Origin of the sequence: Microbacterium sp. SORGH_AS_0862 (genome assembly GCF_030818795.1) — a bacterium.
Taxonomy (GTDB): Bacteria; Actinomycetota; Actinomycetes; order Actinomycetales; family Microbacteriaceae; genus Microbacterium.
Genome location: NZ_JAUTAY010000001.1, coordinates 1,813,941 through 1,839,363, shown reverse-complemented (window position 1 = coordinate 1,839,363; position 25,423 = coordinate 1,813,941). Strand labels below are relative to the sequence as shown.

Below are 25,423 nucleotides of genomic sequence, written 5' to 3'. Positions count from 1 at the left end.
AAACCGACGGACGGGTCCCGAGCACACGTCGCTGTGGAATCGCATCCCACGCATAGCGAAACCGAGTGTCGCGATTGTGGAGGCCCTCCAGCGGGTCAGCGACCCTCGGTACGCACCGGATCCGTACCGTCCGGGGCGACGTCGTAGAAGACCGCGCGGTAGTCGCCGTCGAACCAGAAACGCGCGCGCAGCGGCCCCGTGTGCTGCCCGAACGTCGGCGAGTCGATGCCGCTGTCGGCCGCCCGCTCCAGCCGCAGTGCGACGCCGCTCAGGCTGTCGATGCCCTCTGCGTCGGCGGCCGTCTGCATCGCGGTCCACAGCCCGGGCCAGGAAACCTCGTCGAGCGAGAACTGCTCGGCGGCCGAATCCGGCTGCGACGGCGTCGGACCGTCGCGGGTCACCTCACCGCGGCGGTACTCCCAGCGGTCGGTGTCGGTGGAGCCGGGCGTCACGGGGGCATCGACGAGGATGACGTCCTCGTCGACGGAGATACTGACCACCCGGTCGTGCCCGATCTTGGCGGTGAGGGCCGCGACCGCATCGGCGGTGACCTCCGACTGGCGGAGATCCGCCGTGAGCCGCCCCTCCCCGAGCGCGGTGACGGTCTGCGCGACCGCCGTCGGGTAGGGCAAGGCCACCGATGCGCCCGCGACGAGGAACGCGACGGCGAACAGGACGAACCGCGCTCCTCTTCCCTTCGGGCCGACGCCTATCAGCGGTCCGCGCCGCCGCCCCTTGATCGTGGCCGTCCCGGGCTCGGGCAGGCGGGGCTCGCCGAGTTCGGCCTGCGGGGGGATCCGGATTCCCGCGTACGGCGCTTGGGTGACGTCATCGTCGGCGATCGCCACGTCTGCACCGTCCGCGCGCAGCAGTGCGACCGCGCGCAGGCTCCCCGGCTGGACCCTGGGGATGTCCACGAGCCGCACGGTCTGGCGGACGCGCGCGCGATATGCGGGACCCTCCAGCGGCTGGATGCTGAGGTCGAGATCGCACACCGGCTGATCGTTGATCAATGTGCCGGTCTGGGTCACCGCGTCGATGCGCGCGAGGGCCGTCCTGCCCTCGGATCGCGCCGTGTCGAGGTCTGCGGTCGACGCGGCCGGCATTCCTCGCGTGGCCCTTGCGATCAGTATCAGGATGCCGCTGAAGATCGCCAGGGCCATCCCGAGAGGAAACGTGATCTCGCCGGCCCCGGGTGGGCCGATCTCCGAGACCACGAGAGCGCCGAGGGCCATCCCCGCCCCCACGAAGAACAGAAGGCGGATCATGTCTCCATGCTAGGTCTCCGGATGCGGTGAGCCGGGTCAGCCGGCGTAGGAGGGCGCGGCGGGGAGGCCGAAGAACTCCTCCAGCGTGTGCCAGCCGCCCTCGTGGTAGGCGCGCGCCAGCTCGGGTCCGATGTAGCGCAGGTGCCAGGGCTCCGCCTCGTACCCGGTCACGGGCGTGTGCCCCTGCTCGTACCGCACGATGAAACCGAACTGCCAGGCGTTCGCCGCCACCCACTGGCCCTCGGGGGAGGTTCCGAAGTCGTCCAGCGTGCCGCATCCGCCGGCGCAGGGCATGAGGTCCATGGCGAGCCCGAGCTGGTGCTCGCTGAAGCCGGGCCTGGCGCTCGAGACTTCCGCTTCGGCCTGCCCGCCGCGCGCGACGTTCTCCTGATAGGTCGCCACCTGGGTGTCGTAGGAGCGGTAGCCGCTGAGCTGTCCGAGCGAGCCGACCCCGGCCGTCTCGACGGCCTCCGCCATCTGTTGCAGCGCGGCGGCGGCATCCTGGCGGAGCACTCCGGCGTTGAAGGTCTGCAGGCCCTGCACCTGCACGACGCCCTGGGGCTCGTAGTCGAGCGGGTTCAGGGGACGCTGCTTGTTGACGACGACCCACCGGCGGGCCGGATCCGACAGCGAGATGCACGGGGCGGTTCCCGAGACGACGGCCTCGCGGAACGACATCCCCCCGCCGGCGGCCACGATCACGGCCTCGTCGTCGCCTGCCGCCACCGCTGCGGCGACGGCAGGGTCGTCGCAGATGGATGCGGCCGCGGGCGCCCGGGTGAAGACCGGCGCGGGGATGCTCTGCGCGGCAGGCGGAGCCTCCGGCGCGCCGACGACGGTCGCCGGCCCTCCTGCCAGCAGTGCACTCATCCACAGTGCCGCCACGACGACACCGGCCGCTACGGCGCACGCGACCGCGATGCGGCGGCGGCGGAGGCGGCCGGACGCGACACGCGCAGCGCGGCGCGACGTGAGCGTCTCGGGTGACGCGGTGGAGATCACGCTCTATTGTGCCTCCCGCGTGCACACCCGACGACTCCGATCACACTCCTGTACGAATAATTCTTCGACCGGGTTGACATGGAATCGAATCTTTGTTCCACTATCCGCATGCGGTGGAACGGTCAAAAGGTCGGCGAGGAGGATGCGGCGGCACTCCCCGGCATGGAGCGACTCGACGGCCTCGTGCGCTCGGTGACGACACCGGAGTTCGCCGGAATGACCTTCCACGAGGTCGCGGCGCGTTCGGCGTTGAACCACGTCCCCGGCTCGTCCGCGATGCCCTTCGACTGGACGATCAACCCGTACCGGGGATGCAGCCACGCCTGCACATACTGCTTCGCACGCGGAACGCACACGTACCTCGACCTCGACGCGGGTCGCGACTTCGACACCCAGGTCGTGGTGAAGGTGAACATCGCGGAGGTGCTCGAACGCGAGCTCGCCCGCAGCTCGTGGGGCCGTGAGCACGTCGCCCTCGGCACGAACACCGATCCCTACCAACGCGCGGAAGGGCGCTACCGGCTCATGCCCGGCATCATCGACGCCCTGGCTGCATCCGGAACACCCTTCTCCCTCCTCACGAAGGGCACGCTGCTGCGTCGCGACCTGCCGGTGCTGCAGCGGGCGCACGAGCGGGTCGCCGTGTCGATCGCGATGTCGATCGCCCTCTTCGACGACGACCTGCAACGCTCTGTCGAGCCGGGCACGCCGACGGCGCAAGCCCGGCTCGACACGGTGCGGGCGGCAACGGATGCGGGCTTTCGCGTCACGGTCTTCCTCATGCCCGTGATGCCGCACTTGACGGACTCGATCGCGGCACTCGACGATGCGTTGCGACGGATCAAGGCGGCGGGGGCGGTCCGCGTCGTCTACGGCGCACTGCATCTGCGCCCCGGCGTGAAGCCCTGGTTCATGACGTGGCTGCGACGCGAGCATCCCGAGCTCGTCTCGAGCTACCTGGGGCTGTATCCGGGGGCGTCGGTGAGCGCCCCGAAGGCGTACCGGCAGTGGCTCGGGCGGCGCGTGCGACCTCTGCTGCGGGTGCACGGTCTCGACGGCCGCGACGAGGAGGAGCCGGTGCGTGCGCGTCCGGTCACCCCGGGCGCACGTGCGGCGGCGGCCGCCGCATCCGTGCGCGCCACCGGACCGGCGCCGCAGCCCGCGCGGCTGTTCTGACCCCCAGACGCGGCAACGCCCCCTCGCACGGGGCGAGGGGGCGTTGCGTGACTCGGCGTCAGGCGGAGGCGACGTCGGCGAGCTGGCGCCCGGCGACCTCCTCGACGACGTCGTCGCCGGGGCGCACCTCTTCGAACGGCGCGTCGATCTCGGCGCGCGAGAGCAGCTCCGTCATACGACGGCGACGCTGACGCGGCACCAGGGTGACGACGGTGCCGCTGCGGCCGGCGCGGCCGGTGCGGCCCGAGCGGTGCAGGTACGTCTTGTACTCATCAGGAGCGTCGGCCTGGATGACCAGGTCGATGTCGTCGACGTGGATGCCGCGCGCCGCCACGTCGGTGGCGACCAGCACGTTGACCTTGCCGTCGGTCAAGCGCTGCAGGTTGCGCGTGCGCTTGGCCTGGTTGAGGTCTCCGTGCAGGGCGACGGCGGAGATGCCGGCATCCTCGAAGTTCTCGACGAGCATCTCGGCGAACGCGCGGGTGCGCGAGAAGACGAGCGTCTTGCCGTCGCGGTCCACGAGGGATGCGAGCAGCTCGGCCTTGTCGCGGTGGTCGACGACGAAGACACGGTGGTCGATCGTTCCGGTCTCCTGCGTCTCACCCGCGACCTCGTAGACGGCCGGGTCGACGAGGAACTCGTCGACGAGGGCCGCGACCTCGCGGTCGAGCGTGGCGGAGAACAGCAGCTTCTGGCTGCCCTCGCCCGTCAGACGCAGGATGCGCTGCACGGGCTCGGCGAATCCGAGCTCTGCCATGTGGTCGGCCTCGTCCAGCACCGAGACCTGCACCTCGGACAGGTCGAGCTTGCCCTGGTTGATGAGGTCCTCGATGCGGCCAGGAGTACCGATGATGATGTCGATGCCCTTCTTGAGCGCACCGACCTGACGCGCCTGGGGCACGCCGCCGTAGATCTGCGTGGTGAACAGGCCGACGCTGCGCGCGATCGGCTGCACCGTGCGGTCGATCTGGAGCGCGAGCTCACGCGTCGGCGCGAGGATGAGCGCCTTGGGGCGGCGACCGAACTCGCGACGGGTGCCCGCCTGCGAGCGCAGGATGCGCTCGACCAGCGGCGCGCCGAAGGCAATGGTCTTGCCGGAGCCGGTACGGCCACGGGCGAGCACGTCGCGCCCCTCGAGGATCGGGGGGATCGTCGCGGACTGGATCGGGAACGGGCTGGGGGCGCCGAGCTCGGCGAGCACCTTCACGATGTTCTGACCGAGACCGAGCTCACCGAAGCCCTGCCCCTCGATGGTCTCAGCCTGGACGGCTTCGGCCTCGAGACGCTCATGCACGACGTCGACGTGCTGGTCATGCGCCTTGGCGGCCGTCGCGTTCCAATCCGAACGGTTTCCGCCCTCGCGGCGCGCGGGGCGGTCGTCGAACGAACGGCGCGGACGGTCGTCGAACGAACGCGCCGGGCGGTCATCGAACGAACGCGCCGGGCGGTCATCGAAGGAGCGACGGGGACGGTCATCGAACGAACGCGCGGGACGATCGCCGAACGCACGCGCCGGACGATCACCGTCACGGCGAGCCGGACGCTCGTCGAACGAACGACGCGGACGGTCATCGAACGAACGCGCCGGACGATCACCGTCACGACGAGCCGGACGCTCGTCGAACGAACGACGCGGACGGTCATCGAACGAACGCGCCGGACGATCACCGTCACGACGAGCCGGACGCTCGTCGAACGAACGACGCGGACGGTCATCGAAAGAACGCGCCGGACGATCGCCCTCGCGACGTGCGGGACGCTCGTCGAAGGAGCGAGCGGGACGGTCGTCGAAGGACCGACGGGGACGGTCGTCGAACGAACGCGCGGGACGATCTCCGTCACGACGGGCAGGGCGGTCGTCGAAGGAACGACGCGGACGGTCATCGAACGAACGTGCCGGACGCTCGTCGTACGAGCGACGGGGACGGTCGTCGAACGAACGGGCCGGGCGGTCACCGTCACGACGGGCGGGACGCTCGTCGAACGAACGCGCAGGACGGCCCTCGCGGATGCCGCGGGCCTCGTCGCGGCCGGCGCGCTCGGCGGCGGTCCAGCGGCGCTTGGGCGCCGACTCCGCGACCTCCTCGCGGTAGCCGCGGTGGTTGGGGCTCTTGGAGCCGGTCGAGCCGGCCGAGGACTCGCCCGGACGACGCTTGCGGTCCTGGAAGGAGGTCTTCGCGCCGTAGCGGGGCTCGAAGTTCTTGGCCGGACGTCCGCCGGCGGGCTTCTTGTTCTTGGGCATGGGTGATTCTTCCTGGGTTCTCTTCGCACGAGAACAGCACCCGCTCAGAACGCGGGCATACCCGGACTACCGTCGGCCGGGGCCATTTTCGATGATGGTCATGTGCGCCGAGCGGCGCTCACCATCGGCCCCATGGACTCACAAACCCATCCGCGCACCACGCGGTGTCCAGAGCCGACATTCCAGAGTAACCCACGCGACTGGGAAAGTGCCTCACGTGAGTACGCTGAGAGGATGAGCGCCGATCCGACCGGAGTCCGTCACCGCCTGTCATCGTCGAATGGATCGGCCGAGATCACCGAGGTAGGTGCCTCCCTGCGCGCGTTGCGGATCGACGGCGTGGACCTCGTGCCGCACTATCCCGACACCGCCGCGACGCCCGCCGCATCCGGGGTCGTCCTGGTGCCCTGGCCCAACAGAGTGCGCGACGGACGCTGGTCGCAGCGCGGCACCGACTACCAGCTCGCGCTCACCGAGCCCAAGCTCGGCAACGCCTCGCACGGACTGCTGCGCTTCGCGGCTTATCGGGTGGTGGGCTCCCAGGCGGACGCCGTGACGCTCGAGGCCCAGGTCTTCCCCCAGACCGGCTACCCCTTCCACCTCGCGACCCGCGTCACCTACGCCCTGACCGACGACGGCCTCGAGGTGCTGCATCGGATCACGAACGTCGGCTCGGATGCGGCGCCTGTCGCGCTCGGAACGCATCCGTACCTTTGCATCTCCGACGTCCCCACCGCCGAGCTCCAGCTCGAAGTGGATGCGGCGACGTGGTTCCGCCTCGACGAGCGCAACCTGCCGGTCTCCGAGGAGCCCGTCGATGCGGCGCACGACCTGCGCACACCGCGCCGGGTCGGAGACCTCACGCTCGACACCGCCTATTCGACCCTCCGCCGTGGGGCGGACGGGCGCGTTCGCGGTGTGCTCCACGCCCCCGATGGCCGACGCCTCGAACTCTGGGCCGGCGCCGGGTTCGAGTACCTCCAGGTCTTCACGACCGACCGCTACCCGGGGCAGGAGGTCGCGGTTGCGATCGAGCCGATGACGGCCCCCGCCGATGCTCTGAACTCGGGCCGCGACCTGCGCTGGCTCGAATCCGGCCAGACGTGGGAACTCGAGTGGGGCATCTCCCTCACGCGCGCTTAAGACGCCTGCCCGAGACCCGCGAGTGAGCATTCTTCTGTCCAGCGCGCTCCGATGAAGTGCTCGCTCGACGAACGGATGCTCGGTGGGCGCGGACGGACGCCCTGTTCCGCGTCCGCCGGTAACACGTCCCGGGCTTGCCGGTAACCTCCGACGGATATCGTTGACCCATGCGGTTTCGGCCGCTGCGGCGACGCCGACCGGCTGAGCTGCTCACCAGCCGGTGCGTGCAAGGGGCTCCACGTTCCACCGGCCGGATCGGTGTCCGTCTGGGTGGAGGGTACCCGCATGTTGCGTACCGTGTTCGCGTCGTTTCCTGCTTCGAGCCTCAGCGGGGCAGGCCCCACGCCGCCGCGCGTGCGCCTGCACCGGGCGATGACCGGGCTCCTGCAGGCGGATGCCCTGCGTCTCGCCGTGCTGGCACTGACGATCCTGCTCACCGGGCTCGGGATCTCGATCGCGACGACGACCAATCCGCAGTGGTGGCGGCTGCACTTCAGCCAGCTCGGCACGTACGGCGACGCATCGGCGATGTTCTTCAACGGCACGCTCATCCTGGGCGGCTCCACCGTGCTGCTGTTCGCTCGCGCGGCCGCGCGTCAGCTTCGCCCGCTGGAGGGAACGCGCGTGCGTCGCGGTACGGCGAAGACCGCCCGCATCCTCTTCTCCGTCGTCGGCGCGAACCTCGCCCTGGTGGGATGCGTGCCGCTGACGACCAACGGATTCGTCCACGATCGGGTCGCCGCCGCGATGGTCCTCGGCTTCGCAGGACTCCTGCTGACGAGTCCGTTCATGATGCACCGCTTCCCGAAGCGGCTGGTGCTCACGACGGGATTCGTGTTCGTCGGCCTGTTCGCCGGAGCATGGGTCTTCGTCGCGGGCACCATCAACCTCGCCCTCTTCGAGGTCATCGCCTTCAGCGCGATGTTCGGGTGGTCGGGCGTGTTCCTCAGCGCCCTGGCCGCGTGCGGTGCGCCCACGGCTCAGACCGAGCCGGCGGTGTCCGCATCCGCATCGACGGAGCCGGTGCCCGTCGCCTGTGCCCCGGCGTCGGATGCCGAAGCGCGGGTCGCGACCGGCGCGGAGGTCATCGAGATCACGCCCCCCGCAGCGCCCGCCGTGTCGTCGGCGCATCGGGCTCCCCGGCGGTCTCGGGCGAGCCGGATGCCGGTTCGTCGCCGGCGCGGCGCGCACGTCGGCGCTCTTTCGCACCCTCGACGAGGTTGTAGAGCGTCGGCAGCACGAGCAGTGTCAGCACCGTCGAGGAGACCAATCCGCCGATGACCACGATGGCCAACGGCTGCGAGATGAAGCCGCCGTGGCCCGTGATCCCCAACGCCATCGGTGTGAGCGCGAAGATCGTCGCCGCCGCCGTCATCAGGATCGGACGGAGTCTGCGCGAGCCGCCCGCGACCGTGGCGTCGTGGGCGTTCAGCCCCTTCTCGCGATACTGGTTGACCAGGTCGACGAGCACGATCGCATTCGTCACCACGATGCCGATGAGCATCAGCACACCGATGAGCGAGGCCACTCCCAGCGGCACCCCGGTCGTGATCTGCAACAGGATGGCGCCGGTCGCCGCGAACGGCACGGAGACCAGCAGCAGCAGCGGCTGACGCAGCGACTTGAAGGTCGCGACCATGACGATGTAGACGATCAGGATGGCCGCGAGCATCGCGAGGCCCAGCTGGGTGAACGCGTCGCTCTGCTGGGTGACGACGCCGCCGAGCGAGGCGTCGGCCCCCGTCGGCAGCGACACGTCGGCGAGCGCCTTGTTGACGGTCGCGTTCGCCGAGGTCAGGTCGTCGCCCGACGGGGTGACGGTGACCGTGGCGGTGCGCTGACCACGCTCGGTCGTGATCGAGGTGGGCCCCTGGCTCTGCTCGACCGTCGCGATCTCGTCGAGTCGCACCACGCCACCGACGCTCGGGACGGTGAGTGCCCGCAGATCGTCGATCGTCACCGGGACCTGGGACGCGGCGAGGTACACCGTCAGCGAGGTGCCGTCGATCTCCACCGAGCCGACCTGGCGCGGCTGCATGGTGCCGGAGACGAGCCCGCCGACTGCGACCTCGGACAGGCCGCGGGCTGCGGCGGCATCCCGATCCACCGTCACGGCGATGTAGGGCAGCGACGCGGAGAGGTTGCTCGTGACCTGCGAGATGCCGTCCTTGCCCTCGAGGCCCGATTGCACCGCATCCGTCGCCTCCTGCAGAGTCTGCTGGTCGGGCGCGGTCACGTCGATCTCGATGTCGCTCGAGCCGAACCCGCCGCCGGAGGAGGCGAGCGCGATGGTGCCCACGTCGTCGAGATCGGCGAGAGCGGACTGCACGCGGTCCCGGAGGGCGAGCTGATCGGCTCCCGCATCCGTCGTGATGGAGTAGGTGATGCCACCGCTGCCGCCGGAGAACGCGTCGCGCACGGCGGAGCCGCTCGAGCCGATCGAGACCTGCACGGTCTCGATGCCGTCGACGCCCTTGAGGGTCTCCTCCACGCGGGATGCGGCGGCATCCTCCGCGTCGAGACTCGCGGCCGGACCCAGGGTCTGCGTGATGGTCAGCGTGTTCTGACCGGAGTCGCCGAGGAAGTTGGTCTTCATCAGCGGGGCGAGCGCGCCGGTGCCGACCAGGACGAGCAGGGCGAGCCCGAGCGTCACCCACGAGTGCTTGAGCGTCCACGAGAGCACCGGGAGGTAGGCCTTCTGCAGGCGCGAGGGCGGCGCGGCCGGGTCCTCCGGGTCGATGCTCTCGCCGTCGGGGCCCTGCACCGGCTTGCCGGGCTTCAGGAACCAGTACGCGAGCACGGGCACGATCGTCAGCGACACGAACAGCGATGCGACCATCGCGAGGGTGACCGTCAACGCGAAGGGACGGAACAGCTCACCCGTGAGGTCTCCCACGAAGGCGATCGGCAGGAAGACCGCGACGGTCGTGATCGTGGATGCGGTCACCGCCGCAGCCACCTCGCGCACGGCGAGCAGGATCGAGGCGCGTTTGTCGGCCTCGCCGACGTAGTGGCGGCGGATGTTCTCGATGACGACGATCGAGTCGTCGACGACGCGGCCGATCGCGATGGTCAGGGCGCCGAGGGTCAGGATGTTGAGCGAGTAGCCGAACGCCTGGATGCCGATAAAGGTGATCAGCACGCTCGTCGGGATCGAGATCGCGGTGACGATCGTCGCGCGCACCGACAGCAGGAAGATCAGGATGACGAGGACGGCGAAGACGAGCCCGAGCAGACCCTCCTGCGCCAGCGCCTCGATCGACTGCTCGATGTAGGGCGCCTGATCGAAGACCACGGAGAACTGGGCGTCGCCGCCGAGCGCATCGCTGAGCTGAGGCAGCGCGTCGGTGACCGCGCGGGAGACGTCGACCGTGTTCGCCGCCGGAAGCTTGGTGACGGCGATCGTCAGAGCCGGCTCCCCGTTGACCCGGGAGAGCGAGGTGACGGGGTCGGCCGCCTCGGCGACCGTCGTGACCTGGCCGATCGTCACGGTGCCCGCGCCGAACTGCGCCGCATCCGTCGGGACGAGCGGGAGCGCCGCGAGCTCGTCGACCGAGGTGAGCTTGGCGCCGGTCTGCACCGTCAGGGTCTGATCGCCCTCGGTGATGGCGCCGCCCGGGAAGAGCACGCCGTTCTTGTCGAGGGCGTCGGTGATCGCCTGCTGCGTGAAGCCGGATGCCGCCAGCTTCGCCGCATCCGGGGTGATGACCACACGCTTGCCGACGCCGCCGACGATCTGCGCGGCATTGACGCCGGCGACATCCTGGATCTCGGGGATCACGGCGGATTCGAGCTTGTCCTGGATCGCCTGCTCGTCGCTGTAGCCCGTGACGGCCAGCTGGATGACGGGCAGGTCGTCGATCGACACGGAGATGACGTTGGGCTCGACACCGGTCGGCAGCTGGTCCTTGATACGCCCGATAGCGAGGCTGATCTTCTGCTCGGCGGTGGCGAGGTTGGTCCCGTAGGTGAACGAGGCGCGCACGATCGAGGCGTTGGTCGTGCTCGTCGCGGTCGTGGACTCGAGGCCCGGCACGCCCTGGATCGCCGTCTCGATCGGAGTCGAGACGTCGTTGGAGACGACCTCGGGCGAAGCGCCGGGGTAGGTCGACAGGATCGACAGCTGCGGAAACTCCACCGAGGGGATGAGCTCCTGCTTGAGGCTCGTGAGGGCGAGCGAGCCGAAGATCGCCGCGACGATCGTGATGAGCGCGATGAGGGCGCGGTTCTTCAGGCTGAGGACTGCCAGATGGGACACGGGAGCGCTTTCAGGACGGCCGACTCGAGAAGGTGCAGCGGCGAGGAGGCACGATACACGGTTGTATCGGGCTCAGTATCTCACGCGCTCTCGGACCGTCGCCGGGCATATCCCGCTACCGGGTGACCAGCCCGCCGACCACAAGGCCGAGGGCTGCGGCGCCGAGCGCGAGGACAAGCGTTCCGACCGTGTTGGTCGCGGCCGCCCATCCGCGCCGGTCGGTCGCCATGACGGCGCTGACCGCGGCCACCGAGCTGAAGGTCGTGAAACCGCCGAGGAGTCCCGTACCGATCACCGCGAGCAGCGCCGCATCCGAGACCGCACCCGTCAGCAGACCCAGCGCGAACGATCCGGTCACGTTGATGACGAGCGTGCCCCACGGGAAGCGGGCGCCCACGAGCGCGGTGACGGCGAGGTCGACGACGTAGCGCGCACCCGCGCCGACGCCGCCTGCGAGGGCGACGACGAGGAAGAGGAGCGGCGTCACGCGTCCCCCCTCCGCCCGAGGGCGAGGCCGGCCCAGGCAGCGGCGAGCCCCACGGCCGCGGTGGCGAGGGTGAGGACCACGGCCGTCCCCTCGACCGCCTGCACCGCGAACGTGCTGTAGGTCGTGTACCCGCCGAGCACGCCGGTGCCGAGCAGCTGACGCAGATCTCGGGAGCGCGCGGTCTCGGCGCGGCGGGTGAGCACCGCCGTCAGCAGTCCCAGCGCGAACGCCCCCGTGACGTTGATGACGGGCACCGCGACCGGGTGCCACGCCGGGGCGTCGACGAGCAGAAGCCCGGCTCGTGCGGCGGTGCCGATCGCGCCGCCGAGGACGATCAGCCCCAGATGCCGCCACGAGAAGCCTGCTGCCACGGGGCAACGCTACCCCCGCCGCGGACGTCTCCTTCCGACATCCGTCTGCGCGTGGTTCGTCACTCGTCTCCGGCGTTCAGCCTTCGACGAGACGGCGGATCGCGGTCTCCGGCGAAACACCCGACTCCAGCAGCCGGCCCTTGGCGTAGGCCCGCCAGACGCGCGGATCGATGTAGCTGCTGCGCGCGACGGACGGCGTGTTGCACAGCACCGCGGCCGTGGCCTTCACGGCGTCGCGCTCCGCCAGCTTGCGCGCCTTCTTCGTCTCCACGTGCCCGAGGCGCGCGAGGCTCTCCGCCGCCATGACGGTGCCGCGCAGCGTCCGGAAGTCCTTCGCGGTGAAGTCGCCGCCTGTGAGCACGCGGATGTAGGCGTTCACCTCGCCCGGCGTCAGAGCCACGCGCCGTCGGCCCCGGCGGTAGGCGAGCAGCGGCGAGCGCGGGCGACCCGCCGTCAGCTGCTCGAGAACGACGGCCAGGTCCTCGTCTTCGATGCGGATGCGGGCGCGTACCCCGCTCTTCGCGGGGAAGTCGAGTTCGATCACCCCGGCCTCGACGCGGACGTCGCGGCGCTGCAGGGTCGTCAGGCCCCGCCCTCCGCCGCGACGCAGGTACTTCGTGGAGCCGATCCGGATGGCGCCCGCATCCAGCATCCGGAACGCGGCGGCGAGCACGGCCTCGCGCGAGTCGTCCGCTCGCCGCAGCGCCGCCGTCACCCGGCCGCGGGCGCGCGGCAACGACTCCGCGAGGGCGAGAGCACGGGCGTACTTGCCCTTGTCCCGCTTGGCTGACCAGTCGGGGTGATAGAGGTACTGCCTCCGACCGGCGTCGTCGGTGCCGACCGCCTGGATGTGACCGTTGTCCTTCGCGCAGATCCAGACGTCCTGCCATGCCGGCGGGATCACGAGGGCCTCGATGCGGGCACGCTCCGCGGTCGTGACCTTCGTGCCGTCGGGCCGCGTGTAGCTGAACCCTGTGCCGCTGCGCGTGCGGGAGATCCCCGCATCCGATCCGGGATCGACCCGGGTCAGTCGCGCCACGTCAGTGGTTGCGCAGAGCCGAGATCAGCTCCGCCTTGCGCTTACCGGAGTAGCCGGTGAGACCGAGTTCTTTCGCCCGCTTCCGCAGTTCCGGGACCGTCCAGTCCTCGTAGTCGCCGGAGCGCCCCCCGCGCCGGCCGACGGCCGAACGGCCGTCGCGCGCCGCCGCGTTGGAGATGCGCGCGGCCTTCTCCTTCGAGGCGCCCTCGTCGCGCAACTCCTCGTACAGCTTCGGATCCTTCAGGCTGTTCGCCCCGCGTCCACCCGGCATGTCGCCCTCTCCCGCCCCGCGTCCGCGAAGCGTTCCCCCGACGCTAGAGCGCTCCGCCTCCGTGCATCTGCGGGCTTGACATGTGAGAGGACGCGCGCTTACGCGACTAGCACCGGGCGCTTCGGAGCGTCAACCCCTCTGACGCTGTGAGTGCGCAGTGGGAATGTTGGCATGTGCCCACGAGGCATCCGGGTCGCGCGGCGTCCCGGCGAGAACGAGGAGAGTCCAGATGAACATCGCACTGCTCATCATCATCGTCGTCGCCATCGTGCTGGCGATCGTCGGAGGCCTCAACACAGCGCTGAACTGGCTGCTGTGGGTGGCCCTCATCGTCGGCGTCATCGCGCTGATCGCATTCCTGCTCCGAGTCATTCGAGGCGGCAGCAAGGTCTGACACCTCGAAAAAGGGGCATCCGTCGCCGACGGGTGCCCCTTTTTCGTGTCCGCCCGTCCGCGAGTAGCGTGAGCGCATGGTCTCCGCGCGCGAGCACATCGATCCCACCCCGTTCGTCGAGGCGAACCGCGCCAACTGGAACGAGCGCGCCGAGCTCCACGCCGCCCGCGACGGATCGGGATACGGGATCGAACGCTTCATCGACGATCATGAGGCCCTCTCCGACGTCGTCCGCTTCGATCTGAGGCTGCTCGGCGACATCCGGGGTAGTCGTGCGGTGCACCTGCAGTGCCATATCGGCACCGACACGCTCTCCCTCGCGCGCCTCGGTGCGCGCGTCACCGGGCTGGATTTCTCCGAGACCGCGATCGCCGAGGCCCGAAGGCTCGTCGCCGAGTCCGGCGACGACGTCGACTTCGTGCACTCCGACGTGAGGGATGCGGCATCGGTGCTGCAGCCCGCATCCTTCGACCTCGTCTACACCGGCATCGGCGCGCTGTGCTGGCTCCCGCGGGTCGATGAGTGGGCGCGGGTCGTCGCGACGTTGCTCGCCCCGGGCGGGTCGTTGTTCATCCGCGAGGGGCACCCCATCCTGTGGTCGGTCAACGAGACGCTCGAGGACGACATCCACCTCCGCTTCTCCTACTTCGAGCCCACCGAGCCGCTCGAGTGGGACGACGACTCCACCTACGTGCCGACGACGCGTCCGCTGACGGCGACCAAGACGTACGAGTGGAACCACGCCCTGGGCGAGATCGTGACCGCGCTGCTGGATGCGGGCCTGCGCATCGACGCGCTCGTCGAGCACGACAGCGTGCCGTGGGAGGCGCTGCCCGGCCGGATGACGCACCGCGTCACCGACGGCGAGTGGGTGCTGACCGGCCGGTTCGCCCGTGTCATGCCGCTCACCTACACGATCCGCGCCACCAAGCCCGCCTGATCCTCGACGGCCTCCCCGAGGCGCGGCCCGCCCGCGGCCTGAACTCCTGCAGACTTCCTGCGGAAGCGACGGCGAGAGGCCGGATCCCCTTCCGGCCGCGGGTCCGAACTCCTGCAAACTCCCCCCGGCAGCGCGGCCGAGAGGCCGGTTCGGCCGATGTGCAGGAGTTCGGGTCTTCCGAATCGAGATATATCGTGTTATCTTCGCAACGCGATATATCTCGATAGACGAGGAGAACCGACATGGCACCGGAAAAGTGGCTCATCCACCCCGGCGAGACGCGCGTGATCGACGTGGACGACATCACGCACCTGAAGGTGGGCCTGGTGGGCGGTGAGATCGACATCGTCGCGCACGACGAGCCCGGCGTGCGCATCGAGGTGCACGCCGTGACCACCAAGGATCTGCGCATCTCCGCCGAAGACGGCCGCATCGAGATCGATCACCCGCAGCTGCGCTGGGACAACTTCCTCGAGGTGTTCCGCAACTTCGGCTCCGGGGGGCCCAAGGCCGAGATCAGCGTCGCGGTCCCCGCGGACATCGCACTCACCCTCGGCGTCGTGAACGCGAGCGCCCTGGTCTCCGGCCTCGCCGCCGATGCGCGCGTCAACACGGTCTCAGGCGACGTGATCGTAGACGGGCTGAGCGGCGACCTCACCGTCAACGCGGTCTCGGGCGACGTCCAGAGCCGCGGACTCGACGGCGCACTGAACGCGAACAGCGTGTCCGGCGACGTGACCGCGACGGGCCGCATCACGAAGGCAACGGTCGACACGGTGTCCGGCAGCATGATGATCGACGCGATCGGCCCGGTGCACCAGATCGGGCTGAACACCGTCGCCGGCAACACCACCATCCGCCTGGATGCGGGACTGCCCGCCAACTACGTGGTGCGCAGCGTCAGCGGCCGCGTGCAGATCGACGGGGTGCCGCACTCCGGACGCGGCAACGGACCGACCACGAACTACTCCGGCTCGATCGGCGAGCTCAGCGGCAGCTTCGTCGACGTGCGAGCGAACTCGGTCTCGGGCGACATCACGGTCCTGCGCCGCCCGGTCGCGGAGGACGAGCAGTGATGGCCCCGGTCTTCTCGCACGGCGACCTGCGTCTGTACCTGCTGAGCCTCCTCGACGAGTCACCGCGTCACGGCTACGACCTCATGCAGGCGCTCGCCGACCGCACGGGCGGCACCTACACGCCGAGCGCCGGCACGATCTATCCCCGCCTCGCGAAGCTGGAGGAGGAGGGCCTGGTCACCAAGACGGTCGACGGCCGCAAGACGGTCTACGCCCTCACGGATGCGGGGCGCGCCGAGGTCGCAGCCCGCCGGGGCGAGCTCGAGGGCATCCAATCCGACCTCGCCGACTCCGTGCGGCTCATCGCCCAGGAGGTGCGCGGCAGCGTGCGTGAGGCGATGCGGAGCCTGCGCGCCGACCTCGCCGCCGCATCCAAGGCGGAGCGGGATGCTCCCGCCCGGCCCCGTGAAGACGACGAGCGCAGCGCGGCACGCGAGCAGCTGCGGCGCGCAGAGGCGGCGGTCACCGACTTCCGCACGCAGGTGCGGGCCGACATGCGCACGCACGTCGCACGCGGCGGCCAGCTCTCCGCATCCACAGTCGACGCCTTCATCGAGGCGATGGATGCGGCGGCGCGCGAGCTCACCCGCGGGTTGCGCGGTTAGGCGCTACTCGACCCAGGGATCGTCCGCATCGGCCAGGGGCTCCTCGAGGGGGACGACGAGCACCGGCCGGTGCTGGCGATGCGCCAGGCGCGCGGCGACGGAGCCGGTGAAGAACTCCCGCAGTGTCTCACCGAATCCGCGTCGGCGCGTGCCCACCACGATCATCACGGCGTCCACCTGATCAGCCAGATCCTTCAGCGCCATCGCGGGGTCGCCGACGAGCGAGCGCAGCGTCCACGAATCCGGTGCGAGGAGCTTCTCGGCCCGGTCACGCACCGCGTCCACCTGCGCCTGCCCCGCCGCGAGGTTCATGTCGATGGGCGCGCTGTGTTGGACTCCGTCGGGATCGGCGTAGGTGACGAACCGGGTCACATCCACATACGCGACGATGAGATCGCGCCCGAAGAGCCGCGCGTAGCGGGCGGCCTCGTTCCACACCCGATCGGGAAGGTCCGCGGTCGCTCCCAGCACGACCGGCCCGACAGCTTCTTCGCTCATGACCCCTCCGCGGGCGGCCGCGGGAGAGACCCCGCGAACCGCCGTGTTATTGTTGATGCTACTCTTCCCGGTTCAGAAACCGGACTACGCGGATGCGACGGGCGCCAGCTGCAGCCCTCGCCGTCAGAATATGAGGGGGTCTCGCATGGGGCGTGGCCGTCAGAAGGCGAAGCACACGAAGATCGCCCGTGAGCTGAAGTCATTCAGCCCGTCGGTGAACTACGCGGCGCTCGAGCGCGAACTCGGTCACCCGAGTGACGAGAACGAGTACGTCGACAAGTGGGCCGACCAGTACGAGGACGAAGACGAGGACGAGGACTCGCTCGAGGGCGCCCGGTAATCCACCGGCGCCTACGCAGCGGCGCCTCGCCCGCTCGTCGTCACAGCCAGGCCGCACGGCGCACCGAACCGGTGCCCGTGCGGCTGCTCTGTGATGTCAGGACGTCTGCGTGCCTTCGACCCAGGCGAGGTACTCGTCGCTGACGGTCCCGGTGACATAGCGACCGTCGAAGCAGCTCATGTCGAGATCGGTGATGTCCGAGCCTTCGAGGATCGCCGCCTTCAGATCGTCGATCTCCTGGTAGACCATGTAGTCGGCGCCGAGCTCCTCGGCGATCTCGGGGATCGTGCGGCCGTGCGCGACCAGCTCATGCCGCGAGGGCATGTTGATGCCGTACACGTGCGGGAACCGTACCGGCGGCGCGGCTGAGGCGAAGGTCACCGAAAGGGCGCCGGCGTCCCGCGCCATCTGGATGATCTCCTTGCTCGTCGTGCCGCGCACGATCGAGTCGTCGACCAGCAGCACGTTCTTGCCCTTGAACTCGCTCGGCATGGCGTTGAGCTTCTGACGGACGCTCTTCTTGCGCACGGCCTGACCGGGCATGATGAACGTCCGGCCCACATAGCGGTTCTTGTAGAAGCCCTCGCGGTACTCGATGCCGAGCTTGCGGGCGACCTGCATCGCCGCGGGACGCGACGAGTCCGGGATCGGCATGACCACGTCGATCTTGCCCTGCGGGGTGTACTTCGCGATCGTGTCGGCGAGGCGGTCGCCCATGCGCAGCCGCGTCTCGTAGACGGAGATGCCGTTCATGACCGAGTCGGGACGCGCCAGGTACACGTACTCGAATGAACACGGCGCGAGTGTCGTGTCGCTCGCGCACTGACGCGCGTGCAGCGTGCCGTCGAGCGCGACGAACACGGCCTCGCCGGGAGCGATGTCGCGCACGACCTCGAAGCCGGCGTTGTCGAGCACGAGAGACTCGGAGGCCACGACCCATTCGTCGTGACCGTCCGGGTTGGACCGGCGACCGAGGATCAGCGGGCGGATGCCGAACGGATCCCGGAACGCCAGCAGGCCGTGACCGGCGATCAGGGCGATCGCGGCGTACGAACCCTCGACGCGCTCGTGCACCCGCGCGACGGCGCGGAAGACCTGCTCGGCATCCAGCTCGAGACCCGGGATCTCGGCCTGCAGCTCGCCGGCGAGCACGTTCACGAGCAGCTCGGTGTCGGAGCTGGTGTTGAGGTGGCGGCGGTCCTTGCGGAACAGCTCCTCGGTGAGCTCTCGCGTGTTGGTGAGGTTGCCGTTGTGCACGAGGACGATGCCATAGGGCGCGTTGACGTAGAAGGGCTGCGCCTCTTCTTCGTTGGACGCCGTGCCCTTCGTGGCGTACCGAACGTGGCCGAGCCCGATCTCACCGAGGAGGGCACGCATGTCACGGGTACGGAACGCCTCGCGCACCTGGCCCTTCGCCTTGGCGATGTGGAAGACGCCCGTGCGCTCGGCGGTCGCGATACCGGTGGAGTCCTGTCCGCGGTGCTGCAGCAGCAGGAGGGAGTCGTAGATGTCCTGATTGATCGGGCCCTGCCCGACCATTCCGACGATGCCGCACATGAGGTGTTACTTCGCTCCGTCTTGCGTGCTGTCGCCGTAGGCGCCCACCAGGCGCACGGCACCGCCGTCGACGCCCTTGGCGCCCTCGATCCATTCGCCGTCGGCCCGGGCTCCCTCGCCCACGACGCCGACCTGCCAGGCGTCGATGCCGTACCGGGCGAGGACGGATGCGGCCGCATCCACGCGCTCAGCGGAGACGACTGCGAAGAATCCGACACCCAGGTTCCACGTGCCCTCGGTGGCCTCGAGCTCGAGATCCCCGAGCTCGGCGAGAACCCGGAACACCGGAGCGGGCGACCACGTGGAGCGGTCGACCTCGACCCAGCTTCCGGGCGCGAGGACACGGGCGAGGTTCGCGCCGATGCCGCCGCCGGTCACGTGGCTGAGGCTGTGCACGTCACCGCCGAGCTCGTCGATGAGCGCGAGAATCGGTGTCGTATAGAGCCGGGTGGGCTCGAGGAGTGCCTCACCCCACGTGCGGCCGAAGTCCGCGGCGTGGTCGCCGTACTGCACACCGGCGCGCGCGACGATATGGCGCACGAGCGAGTAGCCGTTGGCGTGGAGCCCGCTCGAGGCCAGCGCGATCACCGCGTCGCCGGGGCGGACGCGGTCGGCACCCAGCACGCGGTCGGCCTCGACCACGCCCGTCGCGGCCCCCGCGACGTCGTAGTCGGCGACTCCGAGGAGCCCCGGATGCTCGGCCGTCTCGCCGCCCACGAGCGCGGTTCCGGTGGCCTCGCAACCCTCGGCGATGCCGCGCACGATGGCCGCGATGCGCTCGGGGACGACCTTTCCGCACGCGATGTAGTCGGTCATGAACAGCGGCTTGGCGCCGACCACGACGATGTCGTCGACGACCATGCCGACCAGGTCCTGACCGATCGTGTCATGCTTGTCGATCGCCTGCGCGATGGCGACCTTGGTGCCCACGCCGTCGGTGCTGGAGGCCAGCAGCGGCCGGCGGTAGCCGAGAAGAGCGGAGGCGTCGAACAGTCCTGCGAATCCGCCGACGCCGCCCAGGACCTCGGGGCCCTGAGTGCGACGCACGGCCGACTTCATGAGTTCGACGGCCAGATCACCCGCGGCGGTGTCTACACCCGCGGCGGCATAGGGATCGGGAGCCACCCCTTCAGCCTACCCGGCCGAACGCGCCGTCGCTCCGCCGCGGGAGGGCGGCGCGACATCTGCACGGTCGGTGGGGCGCACGTGTGCGGACGAGGCGTATGAGCCGGCCGAGATGCGATCGGTCGTGCACACGTCGTCGGACGGATGCGGAGGGCACGCACGCCGGGGCGCAACGCACCCCCGGCGAGGGTCGGGCGGCCCCTACAATGACGGCATGCCGAGCGCCGAGAGGCCGCAGTGGGTGGTCCGCGAAGACGCCGGACCGAGCGTGCTCGCCGCGCTCTATCTGCGGCAGATGCTCGGCATCCGCAGTCCCGAGGAGCTGCCAGGGCTCCGCGGCGTCCCGACCGACGCGCCAGAGGCGGATGCGGTGCTGGAGCGCCAGTGGCGCGCGCTGTGGGCGATGACCGTCGAGCCGCTGGCGCACCCCTCCGAGGTGCCGCTGGAGCTCGTGGCGGGCATGGACACCCTGCTCGCGCTGCCCGCCGACGGCGCCGACGAACTGCGTGCCGCGATCGTCCCCCACGCCGGCGCGGCACTCGCCTTCGCCCGGTCCGCCAGCGCCGTCCACACCGATCGCGCGCGCAGTTCGTCGTACCGCGCGTACGCGAGCGCGATCGCCGTGCACGAGCGCGAGGTGGGGCGGCGGGCGCACTCGTTCGAGCTGAACGTGCAGGTGCTGCCGCTCGCCCAACGGGGGCTCTGGTGGATCGGTTCCCTCACGATCGCCGTGACCGACGGACTGCGTGGGGATGTGGCGGCCTTCGACGCGGCCATCCACCCGATCATCGCGGAACTGGCCTGAGCTCAGTCCTCGTCGCGGCGGACGTGGGCCACCTCGACCGAGACGTCGCGGGCGCGCCGCGCCATCGCCCGGTCGAAGAGCAGAGCGATGACTCCGCCGACCGTGAGGCCGACGACCGCACAGACGAGGGCGAGGAAGCCGAACACCTGCATCTGGGTGTACTGCACGCCCGCAGCGCTCGGCTCGTCGGTGCCGTGGAACACGAAGGTCAGGATCATCGCGACGAGCACACCCACGGCCGCGCCCAGAACGAGGAAGACACCGTACTTGGGTGCGCGACGCACCCGCAGGGTCTCGACGTGTCCATCGGTGACCGTGCGGGGAGTCTCGGGGTCCTGCGGCTCGGGGGCCATGCACCCATTGTCTCATCCGCTGGGGATGGGCCCGGGCCGCTGGCGCGGCACATCGCTCCTATCGTGGATCGGGTGATTGCAGCTGTCGATCTGATGGAGGGCTTCACCCTTCGCCCCCTGGCATTGAGCGATGCGCGCGAGCTCGCCGCAGCCTACCGGCGCAACAGCACGCACCTCGCCCCATGGGAGCCGCTGCGACCGGATCGCTACTTCACCCAGGCGGGCCAGGAAGAGGACCTCGAGGCCCGGCTCGCGGCGAGCACCGCCGGCACCGGGTACTCCCTGGGCGTGTTTCAGGACGCGCGCATCGTCGGGAGGTTCAATCTCGCGGGGATCGCTCGGGGCCCGTTCCAGAGCGGAGGACTCGGATACTGGGTCGATCGCGACGTCACCGGACAGGGACTGGCGACGGCTGCCGTGACGGCGATCCTGTCCGCGGCGCGCGGTGAGCTCGGACTGCACCGCGTCGAGGCCAGCACCCTCACGCACAATCACGCGTCGCAGAGCGTGCTGCGCAAGGCCGGCTTCGAGCAGATCGGCATGGCTCCGCGCTACCTCGAGATCGCGGGCCGCTGGCAGGATCACCACCTGTACCAGGTCATCCTCCACGAGTGACAGTGCCCCACAGCACGCCGAAGCGCCGGCCCCCAGGACCGGCGCTTCGGGTTTCGGCGCCCCGCGGAAGCCGTTCGCGGGGTGCCGAGTCTGTCAGGCCCGCTGACGGCGACGCATGGCCACCAGCAGCATGCCGCCGAACGCGATCACACCGATGCCGAACCAGAGCGCATCCGTCGGGACGCCGGCGCCCGTCGAGGCCAGAGCGCGGTCGGTCGTCGCGTCACACGCGACCTGCGCGCCCAACGGGAACGAGAACGACACGGCGTCGAGCGCGGTCCCGGCGGTGTAGAAGCCCGCGAAGGCCTCCGCGCCGGCGGCGGTGAGGGTGGCGCTCGCGCCATTCCACGCGATGCGACCGGACGACTCGCTCGCGCTCGGAAGGGACAGCGTGGCGAACACGACGCCGGAGGCGTTGATGTCCGGCGATCCGTTGAACCCCTTCGACTGCACATTCAGGATCAGCGATGCCGACGTGGCGCTGTTGACCTGGATGCGCGGGTTCGACAGCGTCAGATCCAGCAAACCGCTGTGACCGGTGTAGTGGATCGATCCGCCGTAGCTCACCCGGCCTCGGTCGGTGTCGGCGCTGTACGCACCCGAGCCCGAGCCCCAGCCGCCGGAGATGGAGCCCTTGGCGATCGGACCGGTGATGTAGCTGCGGAAGGACTCCTTGACACCCCACTGGATCGAGGCGCCGGAGACGGACTGCGCGACGCAGGCCTGCGCGGCGGGCTGCTCGTCTACGGGCTGCGACACGACAGGATCAGTCCCGCCGCCGGGCGTCTCCGCGCGAGCGGTGACGGTGAAGGTCGTCGACAGGGCCGACTGCAGAGTGTCGCCCGCACGCAACAGGTACACGGTATGCACACCCGTCGCGAAATCGGCCGGCACGGTCCACGCAAAGCTCACCACGCCGCCCACGGCCGCCTGGGCGGGCAGGGTCACGACATCGGAGTGGATCTCAGCCGAGACCAGCTCGTTCTCGTCGAAGCCGGAGCCGGTGATGGTGAGCGTGCCGCCCTGGGCGACCGAGCTGCTGCTCACGCCCACGACCGGCGTCACCTCGCCACCCACCGGGAAGGTGAACGTGACCGGGTCCAGCACTGTGCCCGCGGCGTAGAAGCCCGCGAAGCTCGCGGCACCTTGCTCGGTGAGCGTGGCCGCGGAGTTCACCCACGTCGCCGCTTCCTCGGTCGTGACCGGGGCGGACAGCACCAGCGAGGCGAACGGCACGGCCGTCTCGCTCGTGACGGTGCCGTCCAGCGCACGCGAGGTGACATCGAGGTAGAGCACGCCCGATTCGGCGTCCTTCACCTCGACCCGGGGATTGGCGAGCAGCATGTCCAGCTGCCCGTCGTGGCCGGTGAAGTGCACCGAGCCGGGGTAGTCGACCGAACCGGCGGCGTCTGCCACGTCATACTCACCCACACCGTTCGACCAGATGAACAGACCCTCGGAGTTCTGCGCCACGCGATCGAGCGAGATGGATCCCTTCGCAATCGGACCGGTGATGTAGGAGCGGAACGACTGCTTCACCCCCCACGTCAGCGTCGCACCGGCGATGTCGCCGCCCTGCCGAGCGACGCTCACGGGCGTGAACGTGTCGAGCGAACGGTCGGTGACCGAGAGCATGTGCGCCGCAGAGGTGGCCACGTTGTAGCTCTTCGAGCCGTCGAGGGTGCCCGCCGGGACGGTCACCTGAAGACTGAATGCCCCGTCCACGATCTGTCCGGGCATCACCCACGCCTGCGTGATCCAGCCCGCCGAGGGCGGCGGACCTTCGCCCTGCCAGACGGCGGTCTCACCGAACAGCACGTAGGCGCCGTTGACGGCGGAAGCACCCCGGAATCCGGTTCCCGACACCGTCAGTACGTTCTCGACCGCGGGGTCGAGGTTCTCGTTCGGAGTGACGGTCACCTTGGGGTCGGCCGTCGGCTCCGGCTGGGGCTCCGCCTCAGCCCACGCGACCGGGACGAACAGTTCGTTGTCGGGCTGCGTCCCCTGACTTGCGGTGTTCCCGAAGGTGAAGACACCGAGCTTCGGGTTGCCACCCTCGGGCTTCTTCTCGTTGGCAGCCGCCTCCGACACGTCGATCGTCCACTCGAAGTCGACGGTTCCGTCGCCGTTGTCGGTCCACGCGATACCGGAGTCGCTCGCCACGTCGGACACGCGCGTGATGACCGCTCCCGGACGGTCGGCGTTCTTTCCGCCTTCTGACGGCTTCCAGGTGTCCTTCACCCATCCGAACCGCGCCGTGAAGCCCCTGTCGGATGCGGGCTTCACATAGTTCGTGCCCGTGACCGTGAGGGTGTCACCGCTCGGGTCGACGTCCGTGTTCGGCGTGACCGTCAGGGACGGAGCCGGGATGTCGAAGCTGACCGAGACCTTCGCATCCTGTGAACGGTCGGCCTGAGCGGTGTGGTCGGCGATCGTGTAGACCGCCGTCGTGGCCCCCTTCGGAGCGACCGTCAAGGTGGTCTCGAACGTGCCGTCTGCGTTCAGCTTCACCATCGTGGGGCGCGTCGGGTTGGGCGAGATGAGCTTCGCGCCGCCCGTGCAGCCCGCCGAGATGAAGGCGAACGTGACGTCCTCGAGCGGGATGTCGGTGCACGTTGTCAGGTACATCGGCTTGGTCGGGTCATACCCCGAGCCGGTGACCGTGATCGTCTCACCGGTGCGGGCGAGGTCGGTGCTCTTCGAGACAGCCAGCACGGGGGCCGCCGGCGGGAACAGGGCGTTCCAGTCGATCTCGACGGCAGCGCGCGCGTAGAGGTTGCTGTCGCTCGGGAACGATCGCGAAGGCCAGGCGATGATCTCGTAGGACTTGGTGCGATCGAGACCGGCCGCAGCCTGCTCGAGGGTTCCCGCGATGTCACCCTGAGCGCTCGGTGAGACCGAGATGCTCGGCAGTGACCCGCCCTGGCTCACCTCGGACAGCGGCGTACCCTGCGGGATCAGCGCGACATAGAGCGAAGGGGTCTGCTGCCCAGGCAGCGGCTGGATGTTGGCGTAGCCCGAGCCGCTCACCGCGACAGAGATCTTCTCCTCCTCGGTGACGGTGACCGCGCCGGCCAGCGTGTACGACGGCGCAGCGGTGATCGAATACGAGGTCGCTGCGGAGGACGAGTCGGCGAAGACGGCGGCGTCGGCGGGGACGAACGTCGCGGTCAGCTGGTGCGAGCCCACGGCCAGCGTGGACACCTGCACGCTCGCGCTGCCGTCGGCCACGGCGGCCGAGCCCAGCGAGGTGGAACCGTCAGCGAACGCGACCGATCCGGTGGCGCCGGAGGGGGCGACCGTCGCCGTCAGCGTGACCTGCGCACCGGCGACGGCGGTGCCCGAGGGCGAGACCGTCAGGCTCGTGGTCGTGCTGGTCGCGGGAGCCGGCTGGTAGACGATCGCGGTCGACGTGACCTGCGACGGGTCCTGCACACCGTGCGCTTTGCGCGTGACGATCGAGAAGGAGACGCCGTCAGCCTGAGCGGCGACGGGAACCTCGATCGAGAACGACCCGTCGGCGTTCATGGGCGCGGTCGCGCCGAGACCGGGGAGCTCGCCCACCGTGTTGGTCGTGGAGAGCCAGACCGTGTACGCGTCGGTAGACACGCCATCCTGGCGGACACCGAGGTAGATCCCGGGCTGCGCGGCACTGAAGCCCGAACCGGTGACGGTGACGTTGCCGCCGGCTCGCGGCGCTTCGGTCACCGAGATCGTGGGACCGTCAGCGGCCTGCGCGGGCGCCGCGACGCCCAGCGCGGCTCCGGACGCGACGAGCGCGGCCGTCAGCACGCTCGCGAGCACTCGCCACAGCGGTGCTCTCTTCAATTTCTGCACGGGTCTACTCCTTGCTGGAAG

General features: G+C 69.8%; 22 protein-coding genes and 1 pseudogene. 10 read left to right on the top strand and 13 right to left on the bottom strand.

Annotated features, from left to right (window positions below):
* Positions 1-95: 95 nt before the first annotated feature.
* Both QE377_RS08885 and QE377_RS08880 read right to left on the bottom strand, forming a co-directional pair.
* Positions 96-1,268: a hypothetical protein gene (locus QE377_RS08885; protein ID WP_307322036.1), complete on the bottom strand. Its 1,173-nt coding sequence runs from the start codon at positions 1,266-1,268 to the stop codon at positions 96-98.
* Positions 1,269-1,304: 36 nt separating this feature from the next.
* Complete coding sequence (locus QE377_RS08880) at positions 1,305-2,270, bottom strand: M15 family metallopeptidase (protein WP_307322034.1); 966 nt, start codon at positions 2,268-2,270, stop codon at positions 1,305-1,307.
* A gap of 108 nt (positions 2,271-2,378) precedes the next feature.
* Between QE377_RS08880 and QE377_RS08875 the strand changes: the two genes are divergently transcribed.
* Positions 2,379-3,446 (top strand): Rv2578c family radical SAM protein, encoded by a 1,068-nt coding sequence (locus tag QE377_RS08875; protein ID WP_307322031.1) that lies wholly within the window; start codon positions 2,379-2,381, stop codon positions 3,444-3,446.
* A gap of 58 nt (positions 3,447-3,504) precedes the next feature.
* On the opposite strand, the gene QE377_RS08870 is transcribed toward QE377_RS08875, so the two are convergent.
* Positions 3,505-5,688: a DEAD/DEAH box helicase gene (locus QE377_RS08870; protein WP_307322028.1), complete on the bottom strand. Its 2,184-nt coding sequence runs from the start codon at positions 5,686-5,688 to the stop codon at positions 3,505-3,507.
* Positions 5,689-5,922: 234 nt separating this feature from the next.
* Here QE377_RS08870 and QE377_RS08865 point away from each other — a divergent pair, with 234 nt between their 5' ends.
* Complete coding sequence (locus tag QE377_RS08865) at positions 5,923-6,831, top strand: aldose 1-epimerase family protein (RefSeq protein WP_307322026.1); 909 nt, start codon at positions 5,923-5,925, stop codon at positions 6,829-6,831.
* A 285-nt stretch (positions 6,832-7,116) separates the two neighbouring features.
* Positions 7,117-7,764, top strand: a pseudogene (locus QE377_RS08860) (DUF998 domain-containing protein); the annotation flags it as partial.
* Positions 7,765-7,924: 160 nt separating this feature from the next.
* On the opposite strand, the gene QE377_RS08855 reads toward QE377_RS08860, so the two are convergent.
* From QE377_RS08855 to QE377_RS08835, 5 genes are all read right to left on the bottom strand, one after another.
* On the bottom strand, positions 7,925-11,089 hold the full coding sequence (locus tag QE377_RS08855; RefSeq protein WP_307322023.1) for an efflux RND transporter permease subunit: 3,165 nt from the start codon (positions 11,087-11,089) through the stop codon (positions 7,925-7,927).
* 115 nt (positions 11,090-11,204) lie between these two features.
* A complete protein-coding gene (locus QE377_RS08850) occupies positions 11,205-11,576 on the bottom strand; it encodes a CrcB family protein (protein ID WP_307322020.1) in 372 nt (123 codons plus the stop codon).
* A complete protein-coding gene (locus QE377_RS08845) occupies positions 11,573-11,947 on the bottom strand; it encodes a CrcB family protein (RefSeq protein ID WP_307322017.1) in 375 nt (124 codons plus the stop codon). Before QE377_RS08845 ends, QE377_RS08850 begins: the two co-directional genes overlap by 4 nt.
* A 76-nt stretch (positions 11,948-12,023) precedes the next feature.
* A complete protein-coding gene (locus QE377_RS08840; protein ID WP_307322014.1) occupies positions 12,024-12,986 on the bottom strand; it encodes a DNA topoisomerase IB in 963 nt (320 codons plus the stop codon).
* A 1-nt stretch (position 12,987) separates the two neighbouring features.
* Positions 12,988-13,257 carry a Rho termination factor N-terminal domain-containing protein gene (locus QE377_RS08835; protein ID WP_137418321.1) on the bottom strand — a complete coding sequence of 90 codons (270 nt, stop codon included), beginning with the start codon at positions 13,255-13,257 and terminating at the stop codon, positions 12,988-12,990.
* A 229-nt stretch (positions 13,258-13,486) separates the two neighbouring features.
* On the opposite strand from QE377_RS08835, the gene QE377_RS08830 reads away from it, so the two are divergent.
* The 4 genes from QE377_RS08830 (at position 13,487) to QE377_RS08815 (ending at position 16,272) form a co-directional block, all read left to right on the top strand.
* The gene (locus tag QE377_RS08830; protein WP_137418322.1) at positions 13,487-13,651 is read left to right on the top strand and encodes a DUF2207 domain-containing protein; all 165 of its coding nucleotides are present in this window, start codon (positions 13,487-13,489) and stop codon (positions 13,649-13,651) included.
* Positions 13,652-13,727: 76 nt separating this feature from the next.
* A complete protein-coding gene (locus tag QE377_RS08825) occupies positions 13,728-14,591 on the top strand; it encodes a bifunctional 2-polyprenyl-6-hydroxyphenol methylase/3-demethylubiquinol 3-O-methyltransferase UbiG (RefSeq protein WP_307322010.1) in 864 nt (287 codons plus the stop codon).
* Between the two features lie 242 nt (positions 14,592-14,833).
* Positions 14,834-15,667 carry a DUF4097 family beta strand repeat-containing protein gene (locus QE377_RS08820; protein WP_307322008.1) on the top strand — a complete coding sequence of 278 codons (834 nt, stop codon included), beginning with the start codon at positions 14,834-14,836 and terminating at the stop codon, positions 15,665-15,667.
* On the top strand, positions 15,667-16,272 hold the full coding sequence (locus QE377_RS08815) for a PadR family transcriptional regulator (RefSeq protein WP_307322006.1): 606 nt from the start codon (positions 15,667-15,669) through the stop codon (positions 16,270-16,272). The genes QE377_RS08820 and QE377_RS08815 overlap by 1 nt, the downstream gene beginning before the upstream one ends.
* 3 nt (positions 16,273-16,275) lie before the next feature.
* Here QE377_RS08815 and QE377_RS08810 read toward each other — a convergent pair whose 3' ends face one another.
* Positions 16,276-16,770 (bottom strand): universal stress protein, encoded by a 495-nt coding sequence (locus QE377_RS08810; RefSeq protein ID WP_307322003.1) that lies wholly within the window; start codon positions 16,768-16,770, stop codon positions 16,276-16,278.
* Between the two features lie 145 nt (positions 16,771-16,915).
* On the opposite strand from QE377_RS08810, the gene QE377_RS08805 reads away from it, so the two are divergent.
* Positions 16,916-17,110, top strand: coding sequence for a DUF3073 domain-containing protein (locus QE377_RS08805; RefSeq protein ID WP_137418327.1), 195 nt, complete (start codon positions 16,916-16,918; stop codon positions 17,108-17,110).
* A gap of 96 nt (positions 17,111-17,206) precedes the next feature.
* On the opposite strand, the gene purF is transcribed toward QE377_RS08805, so the two are convergent.
* Together purF and purM are read right to left on the bottom strand one after the other, a co-directional pair.
* A complete protein-coding gene (purF, locus tag QE377_RS08800; protein ID WP_307321996.1) occupies positions 17,207-18,667 on the bottom strand; it encodes an amidophosphoribosyltransferase in 1,461 nt (486 codons plus the stop codon).
* 6 nt (positions 18,668-18,673) lie between these two features.
* The gene (purM, locus tag QE377_RS08795) at positions 18,674-19,792 is read right to left on the bottom strand and encodes a phosphoribosylformylglycinamidine cyclo-ligase (protein ID WP_307321993.1); all 1,119 of its coding nucleotides are present in this window, start codon (positions 19,790-19,792) and stop codon (positions 18,674-18,676) included.
* 214 nt (positions 19,793-20,006) lie between these two features.
* Between purM and QE377_RS08790 the strand changes: the two genes are divergently transcribed.
* Complete coding sequence (locus QE377_RS08790) at positions 20,007-20,597, top strand: zinc-binding alcohol dehydrogenase (protein ID WP_307321990.1); 591 nt, start codon at positions 20,007-20,009, stop codon at positions 20,595-20,597.
* A 2-nt stretch (positions 20,598-20,599) separates the two neighbouring features.
* On the opposite strand, the gene QE377_RS08785 is transcribed toward QE377_RS08790, so the two are convergent.
* A complete protein-coding gene (locus tag QE377_RS08785; protein ID WP_307321988.1) occupies positions 20,600-20,950 on the bottom strand; it encodes a potassium transporter Trk in 351 nt (116 codons plus the stop codon).
* 72 nt (positions 20,951-21,022) lie between these two features.
* Here QE377_RS08785 and QE377_RS08780 point away from each other — a divergent pair, with 72 nt between their 5' ends.
* Positions 21,023-21,565, top strand: a complete 543-nt coding sequence (locus QE377_RS08780) for a GNAT family N-acetyltransferase (protein WP_307321985.1) — start codon at positions 21,023-21,025, stop codon at positions 21,563-21,565.
* 93 nt (positions 21,566-21,658) lie between these two features.
* On the opposite strand, the gene QE377_RS08775 is transcribed toward QE377_RS08780, so the two are convergent.
* A complete protein-coding gene (locus QE377_RS08775; RefSeq protein ID WP_307321983.1) occupies positions 21,659-25,402 on the bottom strand; it encodes an HtaA domain-containing protein in 3,744 nt (1,247 codons plus the stop codon).
* Positions 25,403-25,423: the final 21 nt, after the last annotated feature.